Genomic DNA, 17,580 nt, shown 5'->3' on the forward strand with positions numbered 1-17,580 from the left:
ATGGCTGACGCTGTCCCGACCGAACCCGCGCCGAAGGTGTCCCTGAGCGACGACGAATGGCGCGCGCGCCTCACCCCCGAGGAGTACGCGGTGCTGCGGCAGGCCGGCACCGAGCGGCCCTTCGTCGGCGAGTACACCGACACGGAGACCGAGGGCGTGTACGAGTGCCGCGCCTGCGGGACCGAACTGTTCCGCAGCACCGAGAAGTTCCATTCGCACTGCGGGTGGCCCTCCTTCTTCGATCCGGCGACGAGCGACGCGGTGATCCTGCGGTCCGACGACTCCCTCGGCATGCGCCGGGTGGAGGTACTGTGCGCGTCCTGCCACAGCCACCTCGGGCACGTGTTCGAGGGCGAGGGGTATCCGACCCCGACCGATCAGCGGTACTGCATCAACTCGATCTCCCTGCGCCTGGTTCCGAAGGACTGAGGCCGGCCGCGAACAGGGCCCGCCACAACCCCCGGCGACGCTCGGCGGTGGGCAGCGGCTCCACGAGAGCGAACGAGCAGCCGATGCGGCGGGCCGCGCCGTCGGCCTCCTCGCTGTCGCCCACCATCAGCGTGCGCTCCGGGGACACACCGAGCGCATCGACGGCGTGGCGGAAGATCTCCGGCTCCGGCTTGACCGCGCCGACTTCGAAGGACAACACGAACTCCGACACCAGGTCGTCGATGCCGAGCGCCGCGAACGCCGGCCGGATGTCGAAGGCGATGTTGCTCAGCACCGCCACGGCGAGGCCCTCGCCGGCGAGCGCCTCGATCACCGGGACCGTGTCCGGGTACACCGTCCAGCAACGCGGATCGGTCAGCTTCGCGTACAGGCCGAGGGCCTGCTCCTCGTCGGCGACCCCGGAGCGGCGCAGCACCGTGAGGTAGGCGTCGCGGTGCCAGCGGGGATCCCGGTCGCGGTTGATCCAGGCGTGATGCTCGGCGGCATCCATCTCGACGGGCTGGCCGGTCGGGGCGGTCATCCGGCGCATCAACTCGGCCTGCCGGTGCACGTCGAACGGTTCGCCCCGGTCGTCGGTGACGTCGGCCAGCCAGGATTCGTCCTCCTCGAGCCGGAACAACGTGCCGGAGAAGTCGAACAGCACGGCGTCGAACGGTGGAACGCTCATGGTTCGAAGGCTAGCGGCCGCGCGGTCGGGCTGCGGATCGAGCGCCGAGCGACGACGATCGAGTCCATGTCGACGACCCGTGCGTCCCGCAAGTCCAAGGTTTCGATCGTCGGCGCCGGCAGCGTCGGCACCGCCGTCGCCTACGCATGCCTGATCCGTGGCTCCGCGGATTCGCTAGCCCTGTTCGATCCGAACACCGACAAGGTGCGGGCCGAGGTGCTCGACCTGAACCACGGCACCCAGTTCGCCCCCGCGTGCCGCATCGACGGCGCCGACGACCTCGCCGTCACCGCCGGCTCCGACCTGATCGTCGTAACGGCGGGCGCCAAGCAGAAGCCGGGCCAGTCACGGCTCGAGCTGGCGGCGGCGAACGTGCGCATCGTGCAGGAGCTCACGCCCGCCCTCCTCGCGCTCTCCCCCGACGCCGTGGTGCTGTTCGTCAGCAACCCGGTCGACGTGGTGACGTATGCGGCGATCCGCGCGACCGACGCCCCCGCCGGACAGATCCTCGGGTCCGGCACGGTTCTCGACTCCGGGCGGTTGCGCTTCCTCGTCGCGCAGCACGTCGGCATCGCGGTGGAGAACGTGCACGCCCTCATCGTCGGCGAGCACGGCGACTCCGAGATCACGCTGTGGTCGAGCGCGACGGTGGGCGGGGTGCCGGCCACGGAGTACCGGGACGAGAACGGTGCGGCGGCGTTCGACGCGGCGATCCGGGAGCAGATCTCCACGCGGGTGGTCCGCAGCGCCTACGAGATCATCCTGGGCAAGGGCGCCACCAATCTGGCCATCGGCCTGTCCACCGCCCGGATTGTGGAGGCGGTGCTGAGAGACCAGCACCGGGTGCTGCCGGTCTCGACGCTGCAGCGCGGCGTGCACGGGATCGACGGGGTGTGCCTGTCGCTGCCGACGATCGTCGACGGCCGCGGCGCCGGCCGGGTGCTCGAGATCCCCCTCTCGCCCGACGAGGCCGCCGGGCTGCGGGCGTCGGCGCAGACGCTGCGCGAGGTGCAGCGCTCGCTAGGGCTGTGACCGCCGGGCCCGGCTCCGAGCGAATGTATCGTCGATCTCCGCAGCGGTAGCGAGGGATACATTCGCTCGGCGCACGGGAAGCCGGGCGGGTCAGCGGGTGCGGATCACCGGCGGGTCGTAGGCCCGGACCGGCGGCAGTTCGCCGTCGAAGCGCTCGATCTGCACGAGCACGTGCTGGCCCGTGCAGCCGCGTGCGAGACGCGACGTGCCGACGTCGGCGGTGAGCACGTTGGGGTTGCCGTGCACGCACATCGAGCCGGGGTCGGCCGGGTCGAGCGGGTCGTACCAGGCGCCGGTGGCCAGCTGCACCACGCCGGGCAGCAGGCCGTCGTCGAGGACGGCGCCGGCCAGGCATGCGCCGCGGTCGTTGAAGACCCGCACGACGTCGCCGGCCGCCACGCCGCGTGCCGCCGCGTCGTCCGGGTGCATCCGGATCGGCTCGCGCCCGCGGATCTTCGAGGCCTGGCTGGTGGCGCCGTGGTCGAGCTGGCTGTGCAGGCGGGTCTTCGGCTGGTTCGCGATCAGGTGCAGCGGGTAACGCTGCGCCCGCGGGCCCCCGAGCCACTCCTCCGGCTCGAACCAGGCGGGATGCCCGGCGCAGTCGTCGTATCCGAAGCCGTCGATGTCGGCGGAGAAGATCTCGATGCGCCCGCTGGGAGTCCCCAGCGGGTTGCGCTGCGGGTCGGCACGGAACTCCTCGAACAGGGTCAGCGCGTCCTCGCTGCGCATCCGCACGTGGCCGCGCCGCCAGAACTCGTCGAACTCGGGCGGGGTCTCGACCCGGTTCTCGTCGGCGAGGACGAAGCCACGCCACTGCCCGTACAGGTGCTCGAGCCACTCGCGGGCGCTGCGACCCTCCGTGAACCGCTCACCGAAGCCGAGCCGGTGCGCCAGGGTGGCGAACGTGTCGTAGTCGTCGCGGGCGTCGGCGAATCGCGGGGCGGCGGCGTGCATCGCGACGAGCAGCGGGTCGTTGCGGGTGCAGCTGAGATCCTCGCGTTCGAGGGACGTGGTGGACGGCACCACGATGTCGGCGTGCTTGGCCATCGCGGTCCAGTAGGGGTCGTGCACGACGATCGTGTCCGGCCGGGTCAGAGCGCGGCGCAGCCGGCCCAGGTCCTGGTGGTGGTGGAACGGGTTGCCGCCGGCCCAGTACACGAGCCGGATGTCGGGGTACGTCAGGCGTCGGCCGTCGAAGTCGTACTCCTGACCCGGCCGCAGCAGCAGGTCGGAGATCGCGGCCACCGGGATCAGGTCGTCGACCGGGTTGTCGCCCTGGAACAGGGTCGGCAGCGGATACGGGACGGGCGCGATGCCGGGTTCGTTCATCGAGCCGTAGCCGTGCCCGAAGCCGCCGCCGGGCAGACCGATCTGGCCGAGCATCGCGGCGAGGGTCACCCCCGCCCACGGGGCCTGCTCGCCGTGCCGGACCCGCTGCAGCGACCAGGTGACCGTGATCAGGGTGCGGCCCGCGGCCATGCGCCGGGCCAGCGCGGCGATGGCCTCGGCGGGCAGGCCGGACAGGCCGGCTGCCCACCGCGGGGTCTTGGCGACGCCGTCGGTGCGGCCGAGGAGATAGTCCTCGAACCGGTCGTAGCCGACGCAGTAGCGGTCGAGGAAGTCGCGGTCGGCGAGGTCCTCGGTGGCGAGCACGTAGGCGAGGGCGAGCATGACCGCGACGTCCGTGCCGGGCCGGGGCGCGAGCCGCTCGGCGGCGCCGTGCAGGTCGTCGTGCAGGGGGCTGATCGACACCACGGTCCCGCCGCGGGCGCGCAGGGCGTCGAGCGCGCCGCGGGTGGGGTGGTGGCTGGTGCCGCCGTCGTTGACCGCCGTGTTCTTCAGCGGCACCCCACCGAAGCACACCATCAGGTCGGTCTCGCGGGCGATGACGTCCCAGTTCGTGGCGCGGGCGAACAGCTTCCAGTGTGTGCCGACCACGCGCGGCATGATCACGCCGGTCGCGCCGAGCGAATAGCTGTGCACCGATCGGGTGTAACCGCCGAGCATCTTCAGGAACCGGTGGACCTGGCTCTGCGCGTGGTGGAACCGGCCCGGCGACGACCAGCCGTACGAGCCGCCGAAGATCGCCCGGTTGCCGTGCGTGTCGACCACGCGCCGCAGCTCACCGGCGAGCAGCTCGGTCAGCTCGTCCCAGGACACCGCGACGAACTCGTCGACCCCACGTCGGTCGCTGGGGCCCGGTCCTGCTTCGAGCCAGCCCCGGCGCACCGCGGGTCCGGCCACGCGCGACCGGTGCCGCACCGAGCCGACGGCGTTGGCGAGAATCGGCGACGGATCGGCGTCGCCTTCGAAGGGGTGCACGGCGGTGACGTCGCCCTCGTCCGTCTCGACCTCGAACATCCCCCAGTGCGCCATGTGCTGGTGTCGCACGGCTCGAGAACTCATGGGGCACAGTCTGCCAGTGGGCGCGCAGCGTCCGATCGGCGAGCCGAGCGGCGCCCGGGGCCCTAGCGTGGCATCGACGGACGGCGACAGCCGTACCCGAGGAGAGGGAGGCGTTGATGGCGGAAGGTGTCGAATCCGGCGGGGCCCCGGCCCGCGCGGTGGTGGTCGGAGCCGGGCACGTCGGCATGATCTCGGCGATGCGCCTGGCCGACGCGGACGTGTTCGACGAGGTCGTGCTCGTCGATGTCGAACCCGGCCTGGCGGCGGGGATCGCTCTGGACCTGACCCACACCGGCGCGCTGACGGGCTCCGGGACGCGGATACGGGGGGCCGTGTCGCTCGAGGAGGCCGGTCCCGCGGACTACGTGATCATCACCGCCGGCAAGGCCCGCCGGCCGGGGATGAGCCGCAGCGACCTCACCGCGACGAACGCCCGGATCGTCGGCGACGTGGCCGGGCGCGCGGCGGCGGTCTCCCCCGACGTGGTGCTCGTCGTGGTGACGAATCCGTTGGACGAGATGACATACCAGGCGTGGCGCAGCTCGGGGTTGCCGGCAGAGCAGGTGCTGGGCATGGCCGGGCTGCTCGACGCGGGGCGGTTCCGGGCGCTGGCCGCCGCGGACGGGGCCGGTGCGGCGCGGGAGCTCGGCGCCGTGGCGCTCGGGAGCCACGGCGAGGAGATGGTGATCCCGCTGTCGCAGGCACCGGAGATCGCCGCGCGCCTCGACGCCGCGCGCCTCGACGCGCTGGTCGACCGCACCCGCACCTCGGGCGCGGAGGTTCTGGGGCTGCTGAAGTCCGGCAGCGCGTTCTTCGGTCCCGGCACCGCCGCCGCGCACATGGTGCTGGCGATGGTCGCCGACTCGGGAACGGTCGTGTCGGCGACGGTGCGCCCGAACGGCGAGTACGGTATCGGCGACGTGTTCGTCGGTCTCCCGGTGGTCCTGGGACGCCGCGGGGTGCGGCGCATCGTCGAGCTGGACCTGACACCGGAGGAACTGGAACTGCTGCGCGAGGCGGCGAAACGGATCGGTGAGCGGATCGCGGGGCTGCCCGCCTGAGCACGCCCGGGCTGCGGCGCCGTCCCCGGTGGCGGCGCCGCGGCGCAGGTCAGGGCAGCGCGGTGATCAGCTTCTCGACGTCGACGCGAGGACCGGTGAAGAACGGGGTCTCCTCCCGGACGTGCATGCGGGCCTCGGTGGCGCGCAGGTCGCGCATGAGATCGACGATGCGGTCCAATTCGGGCGCCTCGAACGCCAGGATCCACTCGTAGTCGCCGAGCGCGAACGCGGGCACGGTGTTGGCGCGCACGTCCGGGTAGCCACGGCCGGCCTTGCCGTGGTCGGCGAGCATCTTGCGGCGCTCGGCGTCGGGCAGCAGGTACCACTCGTACGACCGCACAAAGGGGTAGACGCAGATGTAGTTGCCGGGGTCCTCGCCGGCGATGAAGGCCGGGACGTGGCTCTTGTTGAACTCCGCCGGCCGGTGCAGCGCGACGTTCGACCAGACCGGAGCGCTGGCGCGGCCGAGGACGGTGGTGCGCCGGAAATCGGAGTAGAGCTTCTGCAGATCCTCCAGCCGCTCGGCGTGGGTCCAGATCATGAAGTCGGCGTCGGCGCGGACGCCGGCGACGTCGTAGATGCCGCGGACGATCACATCGGTGTTCTCGAAGGACGCGAAGAACTTCTGCGCGTCCTCGATCGCCGCGGTGCGGTCCTCGCCGAGGACACCGGGCCGGACCTGGAACACCGAGAACATCGCGTAGCGGAGGGTGGAGTTGAGCTTGTCGAAGTCGAGACGTGCCATGCCGCTCATCCTGCCACTCGCGTAGCGAGCCGCGTCGCGGCCGTCGTGCCTGATGCGACACAGGCGGGGACTCCGACGCCGTGGAGCATCGCGCCGGCGACCTCGAGGCCGTCGACGGTAGCGATGGCGTCCTCGAGGATGGCGACCACGTCGAGATGCCCGGCCCGGTACTGGGGCAGGCCGCCGTGCCAGCGCTGGACGAACGTGGCCACGGGCTCGTCGGTGACGCCGGTGACGGTGGCGAGGTCGGCGCGAGCACGGGCGATCAGCTCGTCGTCGGGGGCGTCGACGATCGCGGCTTCGCCGTAACGGCCGAACGACGCGCGGGCCAGCGCGACCTCGCGCCCGGCCAGGTGGGGCCACTTGCGGCTCGACAGGGTGAACGCCTTGGCGGACAGGTCCTCGCCGGTGGCGACGAGGATCCCGGAGTTCTGCGGCAACGCGGCACCGCTCGGCAGCGCCAGCGCCACCACCGCGGACGAGGCGAGCGGGATCCGGGACGCCTGCGCGGCCGCCGCCGGGACGGCGTCGGCGAGCAGCTCGGCGGCACGGTCGGCGGGCACCGCGAGGACGACACCGTCGACGGGTCCGATCGGGTCGAGGTTCCAGCGGCCGCCGGCGCGGCGCAGACCGCTCGCGGCGGCGTGCCGGATCTCGGCGTCGGCGGCCTTCTCCAGCGCGTCGAGCAGCGTGCCGTAGCCGTCGCGCAGGGTGCCGAACACGGGCGCGTCCGAGGGCGCCGGCAGCGCACGGGTGACCGCCTCGCTCAGGCTCGGGGCTCCCGCGTCGAGGGCCGCGGCCAGGGTCGGCAGGGTGGCCCGGACGCCCGCGGTGTCGGAGAGCCCGGAGTAGACGCCGCCGAGGAGGGGGTCGACGGAGCGGCGCACCACCTGCTCGCCGAACCGGTCGGCGACCAGGTCGGCCACCGAGACGTCGCCGGCGCGGTCCCAGTACAGCGGGACGGTGGGCTCGGCCGCGATCCGCGCGAGGGTGTCGGCGTCGACGAGACCGGTCAGCGACCCGGCGTCGGCGGGGATCCCCATCAGGGTGCCGCTGGGCAGCGGGTGCAGCGCGGCACCGGCGTAGATCAGCGGCCGGGCCCCGGACGGGTGCACGAGCTGGTCGCTCAGGCCCAGCTCCTCGAGCAGCGCGGGGACCTCGGGGCGGCGGCCGATGAACGCCTCCGCCCCCACGTCGACCGGATCCCCGGCGAGCGGTACGGTGCGCAGCTTCCCGCCGAGCCGCTCGGAGCCCTCGAGGAGGACGATCCGGGCGTGCGCGCCGAGCAGGCGACGCAGCCGGTACGCCGCGACGAGCCCGGTGATGCCGCCGCCGACGACGGCGACGCTCGGTGCTCCTGCACCGCTCACAGCGAGTGCACCAGTTCGACGACGGCGGTGAGGACGCCCGGATCGGTGTCGGGCAGGACGCCGTGCCCGAGGTTGAAGATGTGCCCGGTCGCCCCCGCGGCGCGCGCGCGGTCACCCTCGGCGACGATGCGCCGCACCTCGGCCTGGACCACCTCGGGTCCGGCGAACAGGATCGCGGGATCGAGGTTGCCCTGCAACGCCTTTCCAGCCCCCACCCGGGTGACGGCGACGTCCAGCGGCACCCGCCAGTCCACGCCGACCACATCGGCGCCGGCTTCGCCCATCGCGCCGAGCAGTTCGCCGGTGCCGACACCGAAGTGGATGCGCGGCACGCCGGCGGACTCGACCTCGGCGAACACGCGTTCCGAATGGGGCAGCACGAACTCGCGGTAGTCGGCCAGCGACAGCGCGCCGGCCCACGAGTCGAACAGCTGGATGGCGTCGACGCCGGCGTGCAGCTGAGCGTGCAGGAACGCGATCGTGATGTCGGCGAGCCGCCCCAGCAGGGCGTGCCAGGTGCGCGGATCGGCGTGCATGAGGGCCTTGGTGCGCTCGTGGTTGCGGCTGGGTCCACCCTCGACGAGGTAGGAGGCGAGGGTGAACGGCGCCCCGGCGAAGCCGATGAGCGGGACGTCGCCGAGTTCGCGCGTGAGCAGTCCCACCGCCCGTGCGACGGCACCGACCTCGTCGTGTTCGAGGGTGGGCAGCTGCGCGACGTCCGCCGCGGTGCGCACGGGGTTCGCGATCACCGGTCCGGTCCCGGCCACGATGTCGAGGTCGATCCCGGCGGCCTTGAGCGGAACGACGATGTCCGAGAACAGGATTGCGGCGTCCACCCGGTGCCGGCGCACCGGCTGCAGGGTGATCTCGCAGACCAGTTCGGGATCGAAGCAGGACTCGAGCATGCCGATGTTCGCCCGGATCTCGCGGTACTCCGGCAGCGACCGGCCGGCCTGCCGCATGAACCACACGGGCCGGTGCGCCGGCTCGAGTCCCCGCGCGGCGGCGAGCAGGGGCGCCTGCGGGAGTTGGCGCCGCGTCGGGTAATCCACACGCGGGGTGGAGCCGACGTTCGTGTTCTCCAGGCCGGTCATTGATCCTCGTTCGTCCAAGGGCACGGGTCGCTGCCCATGCTGCCACGCCCGGCCACCCCTCCGGAATCGGCGCGCCTCCCGCGTGGTCCCGGTCACCCGGTCTAACGTCCGCTGTCGTGACCACCTCGCCCGCCGAGCCGGCCCAGTTCCGCGCTGCCATCGACTCGATGAACGCGGCCACCGTGCGGCCGGAGATCGAGGTGGGTCCGATCCGGCCGCCGCAGCGGCTGGCTCCGTACAGCTATGCGCTGGGCGCGGAGGTGCTCCATCCGGACACCGACCTGGTGCCCGAGCAATCGGAGGGCGACGCGTTCGGCAGGCTGATCCTGCTGCACGACCCGGAGGGCGACGAGGCCTGGAACGGCACGATGCGGCTCGTCGCCTACATCCAGGCCGACGTGGACGCCACCCTGGCCGCCGATCCGCTGCTGCCGGAAGTGGCCTGGAGCTGGCTGGTCGATGCGCTCGAGGCGCACGGCGAGCCGCTGACGGCGCTCGGCGGCACCGTGACGTCGACGAGTTCGGTGCGCTTCGGCGACATCGCCGGCCCGGCGCGGGCGCATCAGCTGGAGCTACGGGCGTCGTGGACCGCGCAATCCGGCGAGCTCGGACCGCACGTGGAGGCGTTCTGCGAGGTGCTCGCGTATGCGGCGGGTCTGCCCCCGGCCGGCGTGACGCGCCTGCAGCACTGAGCCGCTAGCCGCGACGCCGAGTCGGAGCCGGCACGGAGAGCGGTGTACCGGCGCACCCCCGCGGCCCTATGATCGAGGCATGCGTCGGCTCAGCGGGCTCGACGCCGCCCTCCTCTACACCGACACGCCGGGGCTGCCCGTGCAGATCGGCGGCTTGGCGCTGCTCGACGTCTCGACCGTGCCGGGCGGCTACTCCTTCGAACGGCTCGGCTCCGACCTGGAGGCGCGCGTGGCGGCGGTGCCGTTGCTGCGCCGGCGAGTGGTCGACTCCCGGCTCAATCCCGGCCATCCCGTGTGGGTGGACGACCCCGATTTCGACGTCGGCCTGCACGTGCGCCGGTTCACCGTGCCGCGGCCGGGCACCGCGGCCCAACTGGCCGTGCTCTGCGGGCAGCGTTTCGCCCAGCGGTTCGACCGGTCCGGGCCGCTGTGGGAGACCGCGGTGTTCGAGGGACTGGCCGATGGCTCGGTCGCGGTGCTGACGCGCATCCACCACGCCGTCGTGGACGGCCTCGCCGGGGCGACCCTGCTGGCGCAGCTGTGCGACCGCGAACCCGGCGCCCCGCCACCGCGGCCCGAGCCGCCCGGCGTCGGTGGGGCGAACCGCCTGACCGTCGCCGCGGGCGGCGTTGCCGACCTCGCCACCCGGCCGCTGGACCTCGCCCGCGCGGTGCGGTCCAGCGCGGCCATGGTGCCCCGGTGGGTGGGCCGGGCCCGGCGGGGGGAGGCGATGGCGGGGCCGCTCACGGCGCCGCGGACGTCGTTCAACCGCCGCGTCACCGGCCGTCGCAACGTCGCGTTCGTGACGCTGGATTTCGCGGCCGTGAAGGCGGTCAAGCGCGCGTTCGGCGTCACGGTCAACGATGTCGTGCTGGCCCTGTGCGCCTCGGTTCTGCGCCGATATCTCGCCGCCCGCGGCGAACTGCCGGCCTCCCCCCTGGTGGCCGCCGTCCCGGTATCGGTGCACGGACGCGCCCGGGGGGACGCCGGCAATCAGATTTCGGTGCTGATGGGGCGGTTGCACACCGAGATCGCCGATCCCGTCGTGCGGCTGCACGCCGTCGCGGCGGACGAGACGGCGGCCAAGGCCCACCAGGCCACCTTCGACCCCGACCTGCTCGGCAGCTGGGGTCAGGTGGCTCCGGGCGCGGCGTTCGGGGCGGCCCTGCGGTTGTATTCGGCGCTGCGGCTGCCCAACGTGCTCCCGGTGCTGAACAATCTCGTGGTCTCCGACATCCCCGGGCCGACGGACACGCTGTACTACCTCGGCGCGCGGATCACCGCGCTGTACCCGTTCGGGCCGATCTACCACGGCGCAGGCCTGAACATCACCGTCCTGTCGCTCGACGGCGGCCTGCACTTCGGTCTGCAGTCGTGCCCCGACCTGCTGCCGGACCTGTGGCGGCTGGCCGACGGCCTCCCGGCTGCCCTCGCGGAACTGGCCGACCGGGTGCCCGGCGTTCCGCCGGCCCCGCTCGCCGCGCCGAGCTGACCGGCGCCCGTCGCTGCACCCGGGGGCGGGTTCCCGGACCGTCGGGGCGACGAAGGCCCGTTCGGGCAGGCGGAGCAGGCTTCCCACGCCGATACTAGAACCTGTTCTACCATGAGGCCATGCATCGACTCAGCGGCCTCGACGCCGGATTCCTGTACCTCGAGACGCCGACGCAGCTGCTGCACGTGTGCGGACTGATCGTCCTCGACACGACGACCGTTCCGGACGGATACCGCTACGAGACACTGCGCGCGGAACTCGCGGCGCGCCTCACGGCCGTACCGTTGTTCCGTCAGAAGATCGCCGACAGCCCGTTCAATCTCGACCATCCGGTATGGGTGGACGATCCGGACTTCGACCTCGACCGCCACCTGCACCGGGTCGCGGTCCCGGCGCCCGGGCGCCGGGCGGAACTCGCGGACCTGTGCGGGCACATCGCCGCACAGCCGCTCGACCGCTCCCGGCCGCTGTGGGAGATGGTGGTGATCGAGGGCCTCGAGGACGGATCGGTCGCCGTGATGACGAAGATCCACCACGCCGGCGCCGACGGCGTCACCGGCGCGGACCTCGTGGCGCAGCTGTGCAGCCTCGAACCGGACGCGCCACGGCCCGAGCCCGTCACAGACGGGGCCGGCGGCGGCTCGGCGCTCGGGATCGCCCTCGGCGGCCTGTTCAACGTGGCCACCCGCCCGTTGGGGCTGGTGCGGGCGCTACCCAAGACCGTGGAGCTGGTGCCCCGGTGGATCACCCGGGCCCGTCGCGGCGAGGCCATGCCGGCACCGTTCACCGCTCCGCGCACCTCCTTCAACGGCACGATCACCGGCCACCGCAGCGTCGGATTCACGCAGTTCGACCTGGGCCGGGTCAAGGCCGTGAAGGACGAGCACGGGGTGAAGGTCAACGACGTCGTCATGGCCGTGTGCGCCGGTGCGCTGCGCCGTTACCTCGCCGACCGCGACGAGCTCCCCGACTCGCCACTGATCGGCATGGTCCCGGTGTCGGTGCGCGGCACGTCGGACCGGCCCGGACGCAACCAGGTCTCGCCGATGTTCGCGAGCCTGCACACCCACATCGCCGATCCGATCGAGCGGCTACACGCGATCGCGGATGCGAATGCCTGTGCCAAAGAACATAATTCAGCCCTGGGCGCAAGCCTGCTGCAGGACTGGACGCAGTTCATGGCGCCCGCGGTGTTCGGCGCGGCGATGCGCACGTACGCGTCGCTGCGGCTCGCGGAACGCCACCCCGTGGTCCACAACCTGGTGGTGTCGAACGTGCCCGGCCCTGCGATGCCCCTGTACTTCCTCGGGGCCCGGATCCGGGCCATGTACCCGCTGGGACCGATCTTCCACGGGGCCGGACTCAACATCACCGTGATGTCGTTGGACGGCGCGCTCGATGTCGGCGTGCTCGCGTGCCCCGAACTGGTTCCCGACGTCTGGACGCTCGTCGACGCCTTCCCGTCGGCGCTCGACGAACTCGACACCGCACAGTAGAAACCGCACAGCAGCCCGCCCCGTCGTGTGCCGCTCGTCACACCGGGAATCGGCGCGTCGACCGCGCGGTTGACCGGGTCGACGCCCAGACCGCCGCCACCCGGATAGAGTCACGAACCATGTCGGTAGCCAACGAACACGAGCCCGCAGGGGCAACGGTCCCGCTGCTGACCCCGCGTGACGGCGTCCCCGAGGTCGTCACCACGGCAGCCGGGGTGGCCGCGGCGGCGGAAGCGCTCGCCGCGGGCAGCGGGCCGCTCGCCGTCGACGCCGAGCGGGCTTCGGGTTTCCGGTACTCCGCGCGCGCCTATCTGGTGCAGCTGCGTCGCGCCGGCGCCGGCACGGTGTTGCTCGACCCGATCCCGACGGCCGACGCGCTCGCGCCGCTCGCGTCGGCGATCAACGATCTCGAATGGGTGCTGCACTCCGCCGACCAGGACCTGCCCGGCCTCGACGAGCTGGGCCTGCGGCCCGCGGTGCTCTACGACACCGAACTGGCCGGGCGTCTCGCCGGCTTCGATCGGGTGGGGCTGGCCGCCATCGTCGAACGCACCCTCGGTTTCGAGCTGCGCAAGGGCCACGGGGCGGCCGACTGGTCCACCCGGCCGCTCCCCGACGCCTGGCTGAACTATGCGGCTCTCGACGTCGAGATCCTCGTCGAGCTGCGGGACGCGATGGCGGCCGAGCTCGAGCAGCAGGGCAAGTCGGAGTGGGCCGCGCAGGAGTTCGAGCACATCCGTCGCGCCGAGCCTCCTGCTCCCAAGCCCGACCGCTGGCGGCGCACCTCCCGCATCCACACCGTCAAGGATCCGCGGCGGCTCGCGATCGTGCGCGAGTTGTGGGCGGCGCGAGACGAACTCGCGGCACGCCGAGACATCGCCCCGGGCCGGGTGCTGCCGGACTCCGCGATCGTCGCCGCAGCCGAGGCCGCACCCCGTACCGTCGACGAGCTGCGCGCCCTGCCGGTGTTCGGGGGACCGCGGCAGCGCCGGTCGTCGCGGGTGTGGCTGGGAGCGATCGAGCGGGCCCGGGCGCTGCCGAAATCGGAGCTGCCACCCGTCACACAGCCGTTCACCGGCCCGCCGCCGGCCAACCGCTGGGCCCGGCACGATCCCGACGCCGCGGCGCGGCTCACCGCGGCCCGTGCCGCGCTCGCCGAGCTCAGCGAGCAGGTGCAGGTGCCGGTGGAGAATCTCGTCGGCCCCGAACTGGTGCGCCGGCTGTGCTGGGAGTGGCGGGTGTCGGCGGATACCGACGTCGTCGCGTACATCGAGGAACGGTTCGCCACCGACGGGGCACGGCCCTGGCAGCGGGAGCTGACGGCGCCGCGCCTGGCGAAGGCGCTGACCGCGGACTGACCCGGTTCCCCCCGCCCCGGCTCGAGGACCCGCGGTCGCGTCCGCTGCACGCTCGATCGATGCATTCGGCACCCCCTCGGTGTCGAGCGCTTCCGCAGACCTGCTGTTCAGAGCAACGTACTCGCGATCAGCGCTGCGAATCCCCTTGATGGTCACGAGCGCGCCCGGCAACCCCGGCAGCCACCGGCCTCGCCGCAGCACGCGCAGACCGCGGGGAGACCGGAGGCTCCCCGGCGCGCGCACCCCTCCGGTGACGCCCGACGCGGATGGTAAGTTACTGGTCGGTAACACGCTGGCGTCCGGGCTGCCCGGCGCCGGGATGTTCCCGGAACCCTGGCCTCGCCGGCGTCGGCGAGCATCGCTCCATCGGGAGGAATACGCGTGGCGTCAACCACCACAACTCAACGCAATGTCGTCTTCGTCGACGGCGTACGCACCCCGTTCGGGAAAGCGGGCCCGAAGGGCATCTACGCGGAGACCCGCGCCGACGACCTCGTCGTCAAGACCATCCGGGAGCTGCTGCGCCGCAACCCGCAGCTCGACCCCGCGCGCATCGACGAGGTCGCCGTCGCCGCGACCACCCAGACCGGCGACCAGGGCCTGACCATCGGCCGCACTGCCGCGATCCTCGCCGGCCTACCGGAGACCGTGCCGGGCTTCGCGATCGACCGCATGTGCGCCGGCGCGATGACCGCAGTCACCACCACCGCCTCCGGAATCGGCTTCGGTCAGTACGACGTCGTGATCGCCGGCGGCGTCGAGCACATGGGCCGCCACCCGATGGGTCAGGGCGCCGATCCGAACCCCCGGTTCCTCGCCGACAAACTCGTCGACCCCAGCGCCCTGGTGATGGGCAACACCGCCGAGAACCTGCACGACCGGTTCCCCGGCATCACCAAGGCCCGCACCGACGCCTACGCCGTCGCCAGCCAGAACAAGTTCGACGCCGCGAAGAAGGCCGGCCACATCGCCGAGACCCTCGTGCCCGTCGCCACCCGGTCGGCGACCGGCTGGGGCCTGGCCACCGAGGACGAGCCGCCGCGCCCGGGCACCACGCTCGAGGATCTCGCGAAGCTCAAGACGCCGTTCCGCCCCGCCGGCCGCATCACCGCCGGCAACGCCGCCGGCCTCAACGACGGCGCGACGGCCTGCCTCCTCGCCGGCGAGGACACCGCCCGCGAACTGGGTCTGCAGATCGGCATGCGCATGGTCGGCTTCGCCTTCCAGGGCGTCGACCCGGCCGTGATGGGCATCGGCCCGGTGCCGGCGACCGAGAAGGTTCTCGCCCGCACCGGCCTGACCATCGACGACATCGGCCTGTTCGAGATCAACGAGGCCTTCGCCGTGCAGGTGCTCGCCTTCCTCGAGCACTTCGGCATCGACGACGACGACCCGCGGGTCAACCAGTGGGGCGGTGCCATCGCCTGCGGCCACCCGCTCGCGTCGTCCGGCGTGCGCCTGATGACCCAGCTCTCCCGGCAGTTCGCCCGGCACCCCGAGGTGCGCTACGGCCTGACCACGATGTGCATCGGCCTCGGCATGGGCGGCACCGTGATCTGGGAGAACCCCAACTTCGAGGGAGACAAGTAGTCATGAGCGAGCTTTCGTCCCTGTTCGCCGACGAGGTCGTCACGAACGCCTACACCAAGCTCGTCGAGGTGCCCGGCATCGACGGTCCCGTCGCGCTGATCACCCTCGACAACGGGTTCGACCACACCAAGCCGAACTCGTTCGGCCCCGCCGGCCTCGAGGCCTTCGACAAGGCCCTCGACGAGGCCTTCGCCGCGAACCCCGCGGCCGTCGCGGTCACCGGCAAGCCGTTCATCTTCGCCGCCGGCGCCGACCTGAAGGGCGTTCCCTCGATCACCAGCCGCGAGCAGGGGCTCGAGCTGGGCCGCCTCGGTCACCGCGTGTTCCGCCGCCTGCGCGACTCGCGGGTGCCGACGTTCGCCTTCGTCGGCGGCCTCGCCCTCGGCGGCGGCCTCGAGGTCGGGCTGCACTGCCACTACCGGACCTACGCCGACAACGTGCCGGCGCTCGGCCTGCCCGAGACGATGCTGGGTCTGGTCCCCGGCTGGGGTGGCACCCAGCTGCTGCCGAACCTGATCGGGCCCGACCACGCGGTGACGCTGATCCTCGAGAACCCGCTCAACAACGGCAAGGTCATCCGCGCGAAGCAGGCCGCCGAACTCGGCCTGGCCGACGCGGTGTTCGGCTCGGCCGACTTCCTCGAGCAGTCCCTCGCCTGGGCCGCGAAGGTCCTCGCCGGGGACATCACCCCGGCCCGCCCCGAGATCGACCGCGGCGCCGGTTGGGACGCGGCGCTCGGCCGCGCGAAGGCGCTCGTCGCGGCCAAGACCCGCGGCTTCGCGCCCGGAGCGGCCCGGGCGGTCGAGCTGCTCGAGCTGGCCCGCGACACCGACATCGCCGATCCCGAGTCGCTGTCGAAGGGCTTCGCCGCCGAGGACGAGGCGCTGGCCGACCTGCTGATGTCCGACGAGCTGCGGGCCGGGCTCTACGCCTTCGACCTGGTCAACAAGCGCGCCAAGCGTCCCGCCGGTGCGCCGGACAAGTCCCTGGCCCGCAAGGTCACCGGCGTCGGCATCGTCGGCGCGGGCCTGATGGCCAGCCAGCTCGCGCTGCTGTTCGTGCGCCGGCTGCAGGTGCCGGTGATCCTCACCGACGTCGACTCCGAGCGCATCGACAAGGGTGTGGGCTACGTGCACACCGAGATCGACAAGCTGCAGGGCAAGGGCCGGCTGTCGCCCGACGCCGCGAACCGTCTCAAGGCGCTCGTGTCGGGCTCCCTCGACAAGGCTGCGTTCGCGAGCACCGACTTCGTCATCGAGGCCGTGTTCGAGAACATGGACGTCAAGAAGCAGGTGTTCGCCGAGATCGAGCAGTACGTCTCGCCGGAAACCGTCCTGGCGACCAACACGTCGTCGCTGTCGATCACCACGATGGCCGCGGACCTGAAGCACCCCGAGCGCGTCGTCGGCTTCCACTTCTTCAACCCCGTCGCCGTGCTCCCGTTGCTCGAGATCATCAGGGGCGCGCGGACGGACGACGCGACCCTCGCGACGGCCTTCGCCACCGCCAAGGCGCTGAAGAAGTCGGCCGTGCTGTGCGCGGACCTGCCGGGCTTCGTGTTCAACCGGCTCGTCACCCGCACCCTCGGCGAGGTCATGACCGCCGTGGACGAGGGCACCCCGTTCGAGGTCGCGGACAACGCCGTCGGCGAGCTGGGCATGCCGATGAGCCCCTTCACGCTGCTCGCGCTCGTCGGCCCGGCCGTCGCGCTGCACACCGGCGAGACCCTGCAGGCCGCCTACCCCGACCGCTTCGTGTCCTCCCCCGGACTCGAGGCGCTCGTCGAGGCCCGCAAGCCGGGCGTGTGGACGTACGCGGACGGCAAGCAGGTCGTCGACCCGGAGGTCGCGGCGCTGTGGCCGCAGGGCGACAAGCCCTCCACCGCCGAGGAGGTGCTCGAGCGGACCCGTCGCGCCTTCGCCGAGGAGATCCGGATCATGCTCGAGGAGGGCGTCGTCGCCGCCCCCGAGGACATCGACCTGTGCCTGATCCTCGGCGGCGGCTTCGGATTCTGGAACGGCGGCATCACGCCGTACCTGGATCGCACCGGCACGTCGGAGACCGTCAACGGCACACGTTTCCTCGCCCCCGGCGTGGCCGGCGTCTGACGAACCGGTAGCTCCGCAC

The 17,580-nt window shown here is 72.4% G+C and carries 14 protein-coding genes; 9 read left to right on the forward strand and 5 right to left on the reverse strand.

The genetic code is table 11. From position 1 onward, the window contains the following. Positions 1 to 429, forward strand: a complete 429-nt coding sequence (gene msrB, locus ACWPOB_RS10780) for a peptide-methionine (R)-S-oxide reductase MsrB (RefSeq protein WP_100058097.1) — start codon at positions 1 to 3, stop codon at positions 427 to 429. Here the strand turns inward: msrB and ACWPOB_RS10785 are convergent. Further along, positions 392 to 1,117 (reverse strand): HAD family hydrolase, encoded by a 726-nt coding sequence (locus ACWPOB_RS10785; protein ID WP_100058096.1) that lies wholly within the window; start codon positions 1,115 to 1,117, stop codon positions 392 to 394. The two genes, msrB and ACWPOB_RS10785, sit on opposite strands and share 38 nt — an antisense overlap. A gap of 66 nt (positions 1,118 to 1,183) precedes the next feature. Between ACWPOB_RS10785 and ACWPOB_RS10790 the strand changes: the two genes are divergently transcribed. Next, the gene (locus ACWPOB_RS10790; protein ID WP_029543449.1) at positions 1,184 to 2,149 is read left to right on the forward strand and encodes an L-lactate dehydrogenase; all 966 of its coding nucleotides are present in this window, start codon (positions 1,184 to 1,186) and stop codon (positions 2,147 to 2,149) included. Between the two features lie 90 nt (positions 2,150 to 2,239). On the opposite strand, the gene ACWPOB_RS10795 is transcribed toward ACWPOB_RS10790, so the two are convergent. Next, positions 2,240 to 4,525, reverse strand: a complete 2,286-nt coding sequence (locus ACWPOB_RS10795) for a molybdopterin-dependent oxidoreductase (protein ID WP_455400872.1) — start codon at positions 4,523 to 4,525, stop codon at positions 2,240 to 2,242. Between the two features lie 146 nt (positions 4,526 to 4,671). Here ACWPOB_RS10795 and ACWPOB_RS10800 point away from each other — a divergent pair, with 146 nt between their 5' ends. Further along, entirely contained in the window at positions 4,672 to 5,616 is a 945-nt protein-coding gene (locus ACWPOB_RS10800; RefSeq protein ID WP_455400799.1) for a lactate/malate family dehydrogenase, read from the forward strand. A 49-nt stretch (positions 5,617 to 5,665) separates the two neighbouring features. Here the strand turns inward: ACWPOB_RS10800 and hemQ are convergent, their stop codons facing one another. The 3 genes from hemQ to hemE are packed head-to-tail and all read right to left on the reverse strand — an operon-like array spanning position 5,666 to position 8,825. Then, positions 5,666 to 6,361, reverse strand: coding sequence for a hydrogen peroxide-dependent heme synthase (gene hemQ / locus ACWPOB_RS10805; RefSeq protein WP_006938082.1), 696 nt, complete (start codon positions 6,359 to 6,361; stop codon positions 5,666 to 5,668). 5 nt (positions 6,362 to 6,366) lie between these two features. Next, a complete protein-coding gene (locus tag ACWPOB_RS10810) occupies positions 6,367 to 7,731 on the reverse strand; it encodes a protoporphyrinogen oxidase (RefSeq protein WP_455400800.1) in 1,365 nt (454 codons plus the stop codon). Further along, positions 7,728 to 8,825 (reverse strand): uroporphyrinogen decarboxylase, encoded by a 1,098-nt coding sequence (hemE, locus tag ACWPOB_RS10815; RefSeq protein WP_455400801.1) that lies wholly within the window; start codon positions 8,823 to 8,825, stop codon positions 7,728 to 7,730. The genes ACWPOB_RS10810 and hemE overlap by 4 nt, the downstream gene beginning before the upstream one ends. A 116-nt stretch (positions 8,826 to 8,941) precedes the next feature. On the opposite strand from hemE, the gene ACWPOB_RS10820 reads away from it, so the two are divergent. The 6 genes from ACWPOB_RS10820 (at position 8,942) to ACWPOB_RS10845 (ending at position 17,561) form a co-directional block, all read left to right on the forward strand. Next, positions 8,942 to 9,517, forward strand: a complete 576-nt coding sequence (locus ACWPOB_RS10820) for a DUF3000 domain-containing protein (RefSeq protein WP_100058720.1) — start codon at positions 8,942 to 8,944, stop codon at positions 9,515 to 9,517. 79 nt (positions 9,518 to 9,596) lie between these two features. Beyond that, positions 9,597 to 11,009, forward strand: a complete 1,413-nt coding sequence (locus ACWPOB_RS10825; protein ID WP_455400802.1) for a WS/DGAT/MGAT family O-acyltransferase — start codon at positions 9,597 to 9,599, stop codon at positions 11,007 to 11,009. A 119-nt stretch (positions 11,010 to 11,128) separates the two neighbouring features. Next, positions 11,129 to 12,505 carry a WS/DGAT/MGAT family O-acyltransferase gene (locus ACWPOB_RS10830; RefSeq protein ID WP_455400803.1) on the forward strand — a complete coding sequence of 459 codons (1,377 nt, stop codon included), beginning with the start codon at positions 11,129 to 11,131 and terminating at the stop codon, positions 12,503 to 12,505. A 119-nt stretch (positions 12,506 to 12,624) separates the two neighbouring features. Continuing rightward, entirely contained in the window at positions 12,625 to 13,863 is a 1,239-nt protein-coding gene (locus ACWPOB_RS10835; RefSeq protein WP_455400804.1) for an HRDC domain-containing protein, read from the forward strand. A gap of 381 nt (positions 13,864 to 14,244) precedes the next feature. After that, positions 14,245 to 15,453 (forward strand): thiolase family protein, encoded by a 1,209-nt coding sequence (locus tag ACWPOB_RS10840; protein ID WP_455400805.1) that lies wholly within the window; start codon positions 14,245 to 14,247, stop codon positions 15,451 to 15,453. A gap of 2 nt (positions 15,454 to 15,455) precedes the next feature. After that, complete coding sequence (locus ACWPOB_RS10845; protein WP_455400806.1) at positions 15,456 to 17,561, forward strand: 3-hydroxyacyl-CoA dehydrogenase NAD-binding domain-containing protein; 2,106 nt, start codon at positions 15,456 to 15,458, stop codon at positions 17,559 to 17,561. The last annotated feature ends 19 nt before the right edge of the window (positions 17,562 to 17,580 follow it).

Source organism: Rhodococcus sp. 2H158, from assembly GCF_053764755.1.